Here is a 13228-nt window from a genome sequence, read left to right on the forward strand (position 1 = left end):
TAAGTCAGCCTGACTCATTTTACAAGAGCATGGGTCGGCTCATGGGTGGAAACTGGGTTTGGGGGAGAAATCGGCTAAAAGATTCCCCGTTTGCCATTGGGTTTAATGGTTAACCAGTTGGTGCGGGCCATCGCCAGTTGGGTTTCGCTGATTCTGGCCCCGGTGAGGTTGGCCCCGCAGAGGTTGGCCCCGCGTAGATTGGCTTGGGTAAAGGAGGCTTCCATCAAGTCCGCCCCTCGGAGGTCCGCGCCTTCTAAATTGGCATTGACAAAATAGGCTTTGGTTAAATTGCTATCCCGTAGACAAGCTTTGACTAAACTGGCACGTCCGAAGTTGGCACTTACGAGGTCCGACCCTTGGAAGTTGACGCGATTGAGCTTGGCGTCATAAAAATTAGCGCCGGATAGGGTAGAGGACCGCAAGTCTAAGCCTGTGAGATTGCAGTCGCCAAAGTCTCGTTTGCCCTTGCCATAAGCAAGGCGAACTGCCTTGGCATCTAAGATGCCATCACTGGCAACACTGGAAGGGGCTAAGGTTTGGGTACGAAAGCTCGTGGCAAAACTGGGATTAGAATTCATCGCTGAATTTAAGGCAGTGGCCCCGCGACTGGCGGCTTTGGCCTTTTTATTGGCGCGGCGCGTTCGCAGTAATTCCACTTCTCGGGCGGCAGGGGATAATGCGTGGTGATTTTTTTCTTCGAGTCGGGTTTCTTCTTCTTGCTGGGATACGTCTTTGCGTCGCGTCGAGAGTCCTTCGGAAAGGGTTTGACGGTGGGATTCTACATCGAGGGCGCGGAGGGCTTCTTCTGGGCTTTGGTAGCGATCGCGCACGGAAGCTGCCAGCATTTTTTCCAGGACCGCTGCAAAACTATCACTGACATAAACGAAGGGACGCCAGATCAGTTCGGTTGTCATCGGGTCATAGTCGAAATGCTTGGGGGATTTGCCGGTGAGCAGATACAGGCAAGTGGCTCCCACGGCATAGATATCACTGGCATACACCGGGCGCAATGCCATTTGTTCTTGGGGGGCAAAACCCGGGGTCCCGATCGCAAAAGAGGTAAAGGCGGTTTCTCCGGTGGAATTGGCGTTGAGCAATGCAGTTTGACTCACTTGGTCCTTGACTGCCCCAAAGTCAATCAAAACTAACTGATTATCCACGTCCCGGCGAATGATATTGGCGGGTTTGATATCCCGATGGATGACTTCATTATCATGCAGATATTTGACCAAGGGCAGGATTTCCCGCAGAAATTGTTTGACCGCAAATTCGCTAAAAGGTCCATTGCGCTTGGCTTCTTGTTTGAGGGTTTGACCCCCAACATATTCCTGAACTAAATAAAATTGGCGATCGCTTTCAAAGTAATCTAGGAGTCTAGGGACTTGGGGATGATTGCCAATTTTCCCCAAGGTTTTCGCCTCGCGCTCAAATAGTTGCCTTGCCATGTCCAGCACCCGAGGCGAGGTTGAGGCGGGGCGCAGTTGCTTAATCACGCAGACAGGCTTTCCAGGCAATAGGTCGTCTACGGCTACAAACGTAGCTCCAAAACCACCTTGACCCAATGCTTTAAGTACGCGATAGCGATCGCGCAGGAGTAAATTTGAGCCACAGGCTTGACACTGGAGGGCTTCGTCGGCATTTTTAGGTTCCGGACAGGCGGGATTGACGCAGTAGCTCATGAAACTTCACCTGATTGTTAAAACGGATGTTTTTTGACCCCTTGAGCGAGTCGTTATAGATGCAAGACCCCTTTTGCTTCAAGCATAGCAAGTCATTTGAGTGAATCTATCCTTACCTTAGACCATTGGTTGAGAAGTCTCAAAGACAAGGGAGCCAATCTGGTAAAGGAATATCAAATTTATAAGGCGATTGTGTAAAGTCTTCGTAAATGCCACGGCGATCGAGATGGGACAAGCGCTCCTGATAGCGATCGCTCTATGCATGAGAGTTCCCTCAATTCCCCCTGAACAAACAAGGCCGCTCCGGTTTTTTCCGGAAATCTTCGACTTTAGTCGAGTTGGATCCTCCCTCGGCGCGATCGGTTATCTCAAAGGATCCTGTTTGGGATAATTTTCTCATTTAAGTGATTTTTGCAAAAAAACCCCCTATAGTGGCAATTTCATAGTAGGGGCCATTCATGAATCACCCCAACCCCAGTCATTCTCTTGAATTGTTCGTAGTAACGACTTCAGTCGTTCTCTTCAATTGTTCGTAGTAACGACTTCAGTCGTTCTCTTGAATTGTTCGTAGTAACGACTTCAGTCGTTCTCTTGAATTGTTCGTAGTAACGACTTCAGTCGTTCTCTTCAATTGTTCGTAGTAACGACTTCAGTCGTTCTCCATGTTCACTAAAATTTGGCAACCGTTGCAACAACCTGAAAGTCTTATAAAATTGTGTTTGCAGTCGGTTTTTAACCGACTTTAGCTATTAGGCGGGGGTTTTAACCCCCGCCGGTTGTTGCCACTATGAACGAAGACAAGAGAACGACTGAAGTCGTTACTACGAACGAAGACAAGAGAACGACTGAAGTCGTTACTACGAACGAAGACAAGAGAACGACTGAAGTCGTTACTACGAACTAAGAGAACGACTGAAGTCGTTACTACGAACTAAGAAAAAAAGAAAGAGGTAAAATAAAGGCGGGTTCATAGAACCCGCCTTTAGAACAGCTTAGAGTTCTACCTTGACTCCACGCCAGAAGGCGACATATCCTTTAATTTGCTTGGCAGCATCTTTAACATTGGGATAGTACCAGGCGGCATCTTTATTCACCTCACCCTCAACCACGATATCGTAATAACTGGCTTGACCCTTCCAAGGGCAATTGGTGTGGGTATTACTCTCTTGGAAATATTCCGACTTGATGGAGTCAGGGGGAAAATATTGGTTTCCTTCCACAACTTCACAGCGATCGCTCTCGGCTAAGATGGCTCCATTCCATAAGGCTTTGGGCATGATAGGTTACTCCTGATGTAAGGGTCTGTTCACCATTATGAGCCGATCGCGGGGCAAGTGGTGTAGATTCTGGGGAAAACTAACCCTCCATTTCCACGGCGATCGTCCTCACCAAGCAGCGCAGTTTCGCTGCGGGACACCAGGCACAGCTATCGTGAAGTTTGGTGGAAGAACGAGCACAAACCGAGTTCAGCCAAAGTTCTCCCGTGATTGGACAGACGAAGGTGTTGGGGTCGATCGCCCGTTGTCGGTATGCCGCTAAACAAATCACAGGACCCCCTTCCGATAACGGTTGCCCAACCGTTGAGGGGGTTCCGTCAGGGGGGGCGGGTGGGAGCATTCTCATCCGACTCCACCGATGCTGGGTGGTTGGATGCCTTAATAAAGGCGTTCCCATGTTTCTCCTCACATCACTTAAGTTATAAAAAAGCATCAGGCTGGCAAGTCTCATCTCAATCCTTGTCAGCAAAGGCTACATCGAAACTTCTAGCGAACAGACCCGGTGACCGGATAAAATCAACGATCAGGACCTTAACCCCAAATACCCACTCAATTTAAGCATGATGAGGGTCGGTGACCCGATAAAATAAGGTGAAACTCAACGACAAACAGCGAGCCATGTCAGGCATCAGCCCCTTAAACGCCACTGCCCCGAATCAGTTAGAGCGATCGCTCAAGCATTTTTTTGGGCATGATAGCTTTCGTCCGGGACAGCGAGAAATTGTCGAAGCCGCCCTCCAAAATCGGGACCTGCTGATCGTCATGCCCACTGGGGGCGGTAAGTCTTTGTGCTTTCAACTCCCGGCCCTCCTGCGAAAAGGGATAACCGTGGTGGTTTCCCCCCTGATTGCCTTGATGCAGGATCAAGTCGAATCCCTCAAAAATAACGGCATTGCCTGCACCTTTCTCAATAGCACCCTGAGTTGGGAAGAGTCGCGATCGCGGGAAACCGCCATTCTCCAAGGTGAAATCAAACTCCTCTATGTCGCCCCAGAACGTCTGCTGAGTGAACGATTTCTGCCCTTCATGGACATGGTACGCGCTCAAGTTGGCATCTGTGGGTTTGCGATCGATGAAGCCCATTGCGTCTCGGAATGGGGCCATGACTTCCGCCCGGAATATCGGCAAATGCAACTGTTGCGCCAGCGCTATCCAGAAATTCCCATGATGGCCCTGACTGCTACGGCAACCGATCGCGTCCGTCAAGACATTACCCAACAACTGGCCCTGCGTGACCCCAAAATTCACATCGCCAGTTTTAACCGCCCTAACCTCTATTACGAAGTTCGTCAAAAAACCAAGCAATCTTATCGAGAATTAGTCAAGCTGATTCTCGAAAGCAAGGGTTCAGGAATTATCTACTGTCTCAGTCGTCGCCGCGTAGATGAAATCGCCTATAAATTACAGCGCGAAGGTATTGATGCCATCCCCTATCATGCCGGAATGAACGATGAGGATCGCAGTAACAATCAAACCCGCTTTATTCGGGATGATGCTCAGGTGATTGTCGCGACCATTGCCTTTGGCATGGGCATCAATAAACCCGATGTCCGTTTTGTAGTGCATTATGATTTACCCCGGAATATTGAAGGCTATTACCAAGAATCGGGACGGGCAGGACGGGATGGAGAACCGGCGAATTGTACGATGTTTTTTGGCTATGGTGATATTAAAACCATTGAGTATATTATAGACCAAAAAACCGATGTTGATGAACAACGAATTGCTCGTCAGCAGTTGCGACAAATTATTAATTATTCAGAAAGTACGGTTTGTCGGCGCACCATTCAACTGGGATATTTTGGGGAACGGTTTCCGGGAAATTGTGAAAACTGTGATAATTGTAGACATCCCAACCCCACAGAAGATTGGACCATTGAAGCGATGAAGTTCCTCTCCTGCGTGGCCCGTTGCAAGGAACGATTTGGGATGAATTATATTATCGATGTGTTGCGGGGTTCTAAAAATCAGAAGGTTTTAAAATATGGGCATGAAACGCTCTCGACTTATGGGATTGGATTAGATAAAACCGCTGATGAGTGGAAAATGCTGGGCCGATCGCTGATTCATCAAGGGTTAGTGGAAGAAACCACCGATGGGTATTCGGTTCTCAAGTTAAATGAGGGCAGTTGGGAGGTGATGCGAAAGCAACGGCAGGTATTCATTGCGGTTCCGAAAGCGCCGGTGAATACAGACATGACCGATCGCGATCGCAAAAAGGCCGAGGTGGAAATGTTGCTTGATCGTCTGAGATCGCTGCGGAAGGAAATCGCCGATGAGCAATCTGTCGCCCCTTATATGGTGTTTGCAGATTCGACCCTGCGATTAATGGCGCAGCAACGTCCCCAAACCTTAGATGAATTTGGCAATCTCTCGGGAGTGGTGGGATATAAAGTTGACCAATATGGCGATCGCTTTGTGACAGAAATTTGCGAGTATTGTCGAACTTATGGACTCTCTTCTGTCGGGATGAATCGCGGCAGCAATGGCGGTGGGGAGTTGGATGCGACTGGGGACGAGTTATTTGAGCAGTTGCGCGTCCTACGCCAAGAAATTGCTAATGAGCGAGGGGTTCCGCCCTTTCTGGTTTTTCAAGATAGTACCTTGAAAGCGATCGCCCAGGAACGTCCCCAATCTTTGGCGGCATTGAAACAAATCTACGGGGTGGGAGAGTATAAACTGGCGGAATATGGCGATCGTTTTATTACAGAAATTCACAACTATTGTCAACAACGAGGACTCCAAGAAAACGCACTCACTGTCATTTCTAAATCAGGGGAGTTGGATGCAGCGGGGGAAGAGTTATTTGAGCAGTTGCGCGTCCTGCGCCAGGAAATTGCCAATGAGCGAGGAGTTCCGCCCTTTGTGGTTTTTCAAGATATTACCTTGAAAGCGATGGCCCAAGAACGTCCCCAATCTTTGGCGGCATTGAAACAAATCTACGGGGTGGGAAAGCATAAACTGGCGGAATATGGCGAGCGGTTTATTACCGCAATTCAAGCCTACTGTCAACCCAGAGGACTGGAGGAAAGCGCGCCGCCGGACATTCTTGAATCAGAGGTGAAGTCCGACCCTTCTTTTACTCAGTTACTCACCCTAGAATACCATCAAAAGGGGATGAGTATTGCGGAAATTGCGGCGAAGCGAAATCTGAAAGAGACCCGGGTGGAATATCATTTAATTGAACTGCTGGAAATGGAGCAGCCGGTGGATATTCACCGCTTGGTTCCAGTGCAACGGCAGCAGGTGATTATCCAAGCATTGGAATTATTGGGTTCTAATCTGCTGAGGCCAGTTTATGAACATTTGGAGGAAAAATATAGCTACAATGAGCTGAGGTTAGTTCGGGCGGCTTGGCAACGGAATCTCTGTGGGAATCTTCAGTCTGTAGAGGATGAATTGGAGTTTTAAACGGGTGATGGATTGACGGGGTTGCTCTCGGTTAAGGGTGCTAATAATGGTAAGGTGGAAACAGACAAGGCAGGATGAGGAAGGAGAGATTCGAGTTAGGGCAATGCACCGTCCGAACTTGCCTCCTCCCGACTCTACTTGGCATTAAATTAGCAAGTTTTGTGACCCAGAGGAGGCAGTCATGACCGAGTTTATGGATTTTCTCAGACATAAATATGCTTATGTGGCGATCGGGGAATTCAAACCGGGTAAATTTGAAGAAGCCAAGCAATTGTACGCCAAAGCCGTCTCTACTTACACCCAAGGGTTTAAGGGAGCCTATTTACTGCAACAGCCAAATACCGATAAAGGGATTGCGGTGATTTTTTGGGATGATATCGACGCGATGGAGTCTAACCACAGTGAGGCTTATGCGGCAATTTTAAACGAAATTTCCCATCTATTTGCCAAACCCCCGAGCACAGGGTTCTATGACGTTTGTACCGAATTTCCGGCACCGGAGTCTGTGGCAGTGGAGTAAATCAAAAGTCAGTTAAACCCGACATCTTGCACCATTCTCAACAACCGGCGGGGGTTAAAACGATTGGCGGCCTCATAGCTTGCATTCGGTTAAAAACCGACTGCAAGTCTTATCCAGTGGTGTTTTCAGTCGGTTTCAACTGACATCTTGCACCCTTCACAACACCCGGCGGGGGATAAATCCCCCGCCTCATAGCTAAAGTCGGTTAAAAACCGACTGTAAGTCTTATCCAGTTGTGTTTTCAGTCGGTTTCAACCGACTTTAGCTGTTAGGCGGGGGTTTTAACCCCCGCCGGGTGTCGCCTGCTGCAAGATGTCAGTTAAACCCGACTGAAAGCCTCATCCAGCTAATGTTCTTAGTCGGTTTCTAACCGAATGCAAGCTATGAGGCCGCCAATCATTTTAACCCCCGCCGGTTGTTGTGAAGGGTGCAAGATGTCAAGAGGAAACGACTGGGACTGGGAGTAAACGGTGGGATGGGTGTCATCACGTCCAGGAGATCGCCACTGGTTAAAGAAATGTAGATTTTTCCTCCCCTTTGAGCCAATTTCACCCTAAATTTCTACCTTTTGAGAGAGCCCATCCCGGCCTACGACTGTGCTACAACTTAGGATAGAAACCAAATTTTGGTAAAAAATCTCTGCTTCCTTTGCAACTAATTTGATGCAGAAACCCGGGTTTTTCTCCTTCTTATCGAATACTATCCCCCTGTCTTAGGAATCGCTACTCAACTGTTTTATCTCCAACTATAGTAACCCTCCATGAATTGTGTAGACGGGGCAATTCCTAGCACAGGGGCCTATATAAAATACCCAACTCTGGTTAACTTCTTATGTCTCACTCTTTTTTACTCAGTCGAATTCTGCTTAAATTTGACCCTGAAACCCAGGAACGGGTGGGAGATTTATCCGCCGTTACCTTTACTCCCGATGGTTCCTTATGGGTCGGTTCCGATGAATTGCTAACCCTCGAACGGCTTTCTCTGATTGAACCTTATGTGTATGGAAATCATCAAACCTTTGAAATCGGCGAATTTATTGAGTTATTTAATAACGAAGATGAAATCGATATCGAAGGAATGGATTACTCGGAGGGCTACCTTTGGTTTACCGGATCTCATAGTACAAAACGCAAAAAGCCGAAAGGGAAGAGTCCGGAAAAAGATATCAGCAGGCTGGCCCAAGTCAAAACCGAGGCCAATCGCTATTTAGTGGCAAGAATTCCCATTCAAGGGGGAATTCCCGTTCAAGGCTGTCCCGACCCATTCAATAGCGATCGCCAACTGACTGCGGCTTCCTTGGAAAAAACTGAAACCGGCAATATTCTAATAGACGCCCTAGAAAAAGATGTTCATTTTGGTTCCATTATCGCCTCGGAGCTTCCCAGCAAAGAAAATGGATTAGATATCGAAGGATTGGCCGTTCGCGGGTCTAAAATTTTGATGGGGTTTCGCGGTCCTGTGCTCCGAGGTTGGGCGGTGATTATTCAACTCGAAGTCGAAGAAAGCGAACCGGGAATTTTAACCCTCAAAGAAATTGGCCCAGAAGGACGACTGTATAAAAAGCATTTTTTGGATCTCAGTGGGTTAGGAATTCGAGAAATATGTTTAGACGGCGATGATTTAATTGTTTTAGCCGGTCCAACTTTAGATTTAGACGGGGGAATGAAAATGTTCCGGTTGACCGGGGTATTTGAGCGGGAAGGAGATACCCTCATCGCCCAGGATGAGACGGAATTAAAAGTTTTATTTGATTTACCGTTTAAGTTAGGAACCGATCGCGGGGAAGGGTTGGCCCTGATGCCTTGTTTGGGACAACCCAATTCTTTGTTAGTAGTTTATGATTCCCCGGACCCGGCGAGAATCGTTAATAATGATTCAGTCTTTGGAGATGTGTTTCGCCTGTGATCCTTCCTTGATGAAAAGATGAAAGGATTAAAACTGAAGTAATCGCAAGCAAAAGCAGGCTTCACCCCGGTGTCAGTGGGTGAAGTCTGTTTTTGCTTATAAGGCTTGCAATTGGGAAAAGCGCTCGGGACAGAAGAGGGCGACTCCCACAGCAATCACCTTACCGCTATAGAGTCCCCGCGCTTCTAATTGCGCTTGGGGGAGGTTTTCTTGGGCAATGGATTCGGCGACTTCTGTGGCAAAGTCCTGGACGGAAGACCCGGCAGCCAGGGCGTTACAGGCATTTTGACCCAACTGTTCCGCCTGTTGACTTCCCACCTGTTGATGGATTTGGAGTTCCTCTGGGGTCAATAGTCCTTGTAAAACGGCATCAAATTCTTGAGCATAAGCCGGAGTGAGAGAGCATAAAACCAGGGAAGTGCTTAGACAAGCCAGGGATGTTTTCAGCATAATTTTATGTTAAGAAAGCGGTGATATTGTTTCCCGTTCAACGAGTGAGCGAGACTGGGGAAAGCTAGATGCTTTAAATTACCCCTGCATTATAGGGGGAATTGGGGAAAGTCCGCTTAGGGGCGATCGCCCCCCCACCGGGTGAATTTAACTGGGTCAACTCCAAAACCCTTTACCCTCGGCTAAATCGAGAATGACGCCAGGGAAAGACGGGTCTGAAACAGGGGGATTTTTTCCCCTGGACAAGTTGGGTCCGTAGGCTATAGTAGCGATACCGGCCCTAAATAGCGCGAGTCTCAATCATTAGGTGTGGGTACCGTTGATGAATCGCCCAAGGAGCGAGAGGCGTGCTCAAAACAATCAGCCGTGAATTGGAGGCCTTTTCTGAAGTTTAATGACGGAAAGAATGGGAGTTTGGAAAATGAACACAAGAGAGTCCGGACAGTATAAACCTTGGCTCTGTTTATTAGAATAGCCCGGTGCTATCCGGGTAAAATTTTCATAAAATTCCGCTGACACCCTATCCTCTGTACCTGGAATCTATGCACCGAAAGTCCTTGATTAGGATGCTTTTATTTCTGTTGACCCTGGGATTGGTAATTACCCTCCAACCCCGGTTATCAGCAACCCCCTCTAGGGATGGCGATCGCCTCCTCAACCCACCCTTAATCGCTCAGACTGGCTCATCCAGCGCCCTGGTCCAGCGATCGCGATCGGAACCCTTGAACTTTCAGATTCCCCCTGGAGGGGGAACCCCGGAACCCATCACTGCGATTACCCGCAGCGATGAACCTCGGTTTGAGGAGGGAGAGAACGGATCCCAGGCTCAACCCACTTATCTAACCATTGACATTCTCTGGGTTTTATTATGCTCCGGCTTGGTCTTCTTGATGCAAGCGGGATTTATGTGTCTGGAATCGGGACTGACTCGTTCTAAAAATAGTATTAATGTTGCGGTTAAAAACTTTACCGACTTTGGCTGTTCCGTGGCATTATATTGGGCCTTTGGATTTGCCTTAATGTTTGGAACGTCCTTCCTAGGCTGGATTGGCGGGAGCGGATTCTTTTTAAAAACCGATTTACCGGCCTTTGATTTGGCCTTCTTTTTGTTCCAAGCGATGTTTTGTGGCACTGCCACCACCATTGTCTCCGGTGCCGTCGCTGAACGGATGAAATTTGGGTCTTACCTGTTAATTGCTTGCCTAATTTCTGGCCTCATTTATCCAATTTTTGGACATTGGGCCTGGAATGGGGTCAATCACGGCGCGCTAATGGGATGGTTGGGAAAACTGGGGTTTGTGGATTTCGCCGGTTCTACGGTGGTGCACAGTCTGGGGGGTTGGGTTTCTCTAGCCAGTTTACCCATTGTCGGGGCGCGGGCGGGTCGGTTTCCCAAGTTCGGAAAGGCGGAAAAAATCCACGGTTCTAACCTGCCGATTTCGGTGCTGGGGGCGTTAATTTTGTGGTTGGGTTGGTTTGGGTTTAATGGCGGCAGTACCCTCGCCTTAAATGAAGATGTGGCCCGGATTATTGTGAATACGGTCCTGGCGGGGGTCGCGGGAATGATGACTGCGTTGATTACGGGGTGGTGGTCCCGGGAGATTCCCGAGGTAGACCGGCTGATTAATGGGTCCCTGGCGGGGTTGGTGGCGATTACCGCCTGTTGTCATGGGGTGACGGCCATTTCAGCGGTGACGATTGGGGCGATCGCGGGGTTGGTGGCGATCGCGGTCGAGTCCCTGTTAATTCGATTCCAGTTGGATGATGCCGTGGGTGCGGTCCCCGTCCATCTTGGCGGCGGAATTTGGGGAACCTTAGCGGTGGCCTTATTTGGAGACCCTGAACTGTTGGGGACGGGGTTGAATCGCCTCGAACAGTTGGGAGTCCAGGTTTTAGGGATTGTGAGTTGTTTTATTCTCGCCTTTGGGATTGCTTACTCGTTCCTCTCGGTGGTGAATCGATTTTCCCCGTTGCGAGTGTCGGCAGCGGATGAGTATATTGGGTTGAATGTTTCGGAACATCGTGCGAAAACAGAGATTTTGGATCTGTTTCGGGTGATGGATTCCCAGGCGAAAACCCAGGACCTGACGTTACGAGTGCCGGTGGAACCGTTTACGGAGGTGGGTCAAATTGCCGATCGCTATAATCAGGTGATGAATGCCCTAGAGGAGGCGGTGACGCGGACGGATGCGATCGTCAGAACCGCTACCGATGCGATCGCCACCTTTAACGCCTTGAATTTTCAAATTATGAGCGTTAATCCTCGGGCGGAAGTGATTTTTGGCTATCAAAAATCCGTCTTATTGGGAATGTCCCTCCCTCAATTGATTGAATTTGGCCTAGATATTTTATATTGGCAACCGGACAAACACCTCAAAATCGAACAACTTTTATCGGAAATTGTCGCCTCGGGACATCCTCATGAACTCGTGGGGATTCGTGCCGATGGCTCTAAATTTCCCGTGGAGGTTTCCATTACAGAAGCCAAGTTCCGAGACACTGCCTTTTATACCGGAACCTTTCGAGATATTACCCATCGCAAACAAGCTCAAAAAGCGTTAGAAGAAAGTGAGGAACGGTTCCGCCGGTTATCCGGGGCCACCTTAGAAGCTATTATTGTTCATGAGCAGGGAAAGATTATCGATGTCAACCAAACCTGTGTCAAGATGTTTGGCTATCCCCTCTCTGATTTAATCGATCGCAATGGGTTAAGTTTGATTGTCCCCGAACATCGGGATTTGGTTCTCAAGCATATTGCAACTGGGTATGAAAAACCCTACGAAGTGACGGGATTAAAACAAGATGGCACTCGCTTTCCCATTGAAATAGAAGGACGAATTCTCCCCTCTGAAGGGCGGGAATTGCGAGTGGCAGCGATTCGAGATATTACGGAACGCAAACAAGCACAAGCGGCACTCCGAGACAGTGAAGAACGATTTCGATCGGTGATGGAACAGGCGGCAGATGGGTTTATTATCCATGATTTAGAGGGGCAGATTATTGAGGTCAATCATACCGTTTGTGACAGTTTAGGATATAGTCGTCAGGAGTTGCTCGATCGCTCGATGGCGGATATCGAACAAAAATTACCCTTTGAAACCCTTAAACAACGCTGGCGGGAGATGATTCGCGGGGTTCCCATTGCCTTAGAAGGGGTGCATCGTCGCCAGGATGGGAGTACGTTTCCCGTGGATGTGCGGGTAGGATTATTGGAGGCAGGAAACCGACAATTGTTGTTAGCCCTTTGCCGAGATATTACAGAACGCAAACAAGCGGAAATTGCGTTAAGGAATGAACAAGAAAAGTCGGAACGGTTGTTATTAAATATTTTACCCGAGGCAATTGCTACTCGACTGAAACAGGAACAAGGCACGATTGCCGATGGATTTTCCGAAGCAACGGTATTATTTGCCGATATTGTGGGGTTTACAAAATTAGCATCTCGGGTTTCGCCGAGGGAGTTAGTTCATTTACTCAATGATATTTTTTCAACCTTTGACTTACTTGCGGAACGACATGGGTTAGAAAAAATTAAGACAATTGGCGATGCTTATATGGTGGTGGGGGGATTGCCATTACCCCGGGAAGATCATGCGGAAGCCATTGCCAGAATGGCCCTGGATATGCAGCAAGAAGTAATTGAGTTTAGCACAAAAATTCGCGAACCGTTTACGATTCGCATTGGCATTAATAGCGGTCCCGTCATCGCTGGGGTGATTGGATTGAAAAAGTTTATCTATGATTTATGGGGGGATACGGTCAATATTGCCTCCCGGATGGAATCTCATGGGATTCCCGGTGCAATTCAAGTTACGGAATCGACTTACTTGCGCTTAGAAGGTAAGTTTGTATTAGAAAAACGCGGTCCAATTCAGGTGAAGGGGAAAGGTCAAATGATCACTTATTTACTCAAAAATGAAGTGAGGGTTAAGGGTTTGACATGATCTTTGTAGTTGCGATGAATGGGGGAAATCTGAACTCCCGAT

General features: G+C 48.3%; 8 protein-coding genes and 1 pseudogene. 5 read left to right on the top strand and 4 right to left on the bottom strand.

The annotated features are described in order from the left end of the window. Positions 1-74: 74 nt before the first annotated feature. The 3 genes from NG795_RS22650 to NG795_RS22660 all read right to left on the bottom strand — a co-directional run bounded on the left by NG795_RS22650 (position 75) and on the right by NG795_RS22660 (position 3353). Positions 75-1679, bottom strand: coding sequence for a serine/threonine-protein kinase (locus tag NG795_RS22650; RefSeq protein ID WP_367290901.1), 1605 nt, complete (start codon positions 1677-1679; stop codon positions 75-77). 992 nt (positions 1680-2671) lie between these two features. Continuing rightward, a complete protein-coding gene (locus tag NG795_RS22655) occupies positions 2672-2956 on the bottom strand; it encodes a DUF427 domain-containing protein (protein ID WP_367290902.1) in 285 nt (94 codons plus the stop codon). Between the two features lie 79 nt (positions 2957-3035). After that, positions 3036-3353, bottom strand: a complete 318-nt coding sequence (locus NG795_RS22660) for a hypothetical protein (protein ID WP_367290903.1) — start codon at positions 3351-3353, stop codon at positions 3036-3038. A 221-nt stretch (positions 3354-3574) separates the two neighbouring features. On the opposite strand from NG795_RS22660, the pseudogene recQ reads away from it, so the two are divergent. The 4 genes and pseudogenes from recQ to NG795_RS22680 form a co-directional block, all read left to right on the top strand. Beyond that, positions 3575-5692, top strand: a pseudogene (recQ, locus tag NG795_RS22665) (DNA helicase RecQ); the annotation flags it as partial. A gap of 45 nt (positions 5693-5737) precedes the next feature. Next, positions 5738-6367: a helix-turn-helix domain-containing protein gene (locus NG795_RS22670; protein WP_367290920.1), complete on the top strand. Its 630-nt coding sequence runs from the start codon at positions 5738-5740 to the stop codon at positions 6365-6367. 181 nt (positions 6368-6548) lie between these two features. Then, positions 6549-6887 (top strand): antibiotic biosynthesis monooxygenase, encoded by a 339-nt coding sequence (locus NG795_RS22675; protein WP_367290904.1) that lies wholly within the window; start codon positions 6549-6551, stop codon positions 6885-6887. Between the two features lie 831 nt (positions 6888-7718). Continuing rightward, positions 7719-8792 (top strand): DUF3616 domain-containing protein, encoded by a 1074-nt coding sequence (locus tag NG795_RS22680; RefSeq protein WP_367290905.1) that lies wholly within the window; start codon positions 7719-7721, stop codon positions 8790-8792. Between the two features lie 96 nt (positions 8793-8888). Here the strand turns inward: NG795_RS22680 and NG795_RS22685 are convergent, their stop codons facing one another. Further along, entirely contained in the window at positions 8889-9242 is a 354-nt protein-coding gene (locus NG795_RS22685) for a hypothetical protein (protein WP_367290906.1), read from the bottom strand. Between the two features lie 566 nt (positions 9243-9808). Between NG795_RS22685 and amt the strand changes: the two genes are divergently transcribed. After that, on the top strand, positions 9809-13186 hold the full coding sequence (amt, locus tag NG795_RS22690) for an ammonium transporter (RefSeq protein ID WP_367290907.1): 3378 nt from the start codon (positions 9809-9811) through the stop codon (positions 13184-13186). Positions 13187-13228: the final 42 nt, after the last annotated feature.

The sequence above is a fragment of the Laspinema palackyanum D2c genome (assembly GCF_025370875.1).
In the GTDB taxonomy this organism is placed as follows: Bacteria; Cyanobacteriota; Cyanobacteriia; order Cyanobacteriales; family Laspinemataceae; genus Laspinema; species Laspinema palackyanum.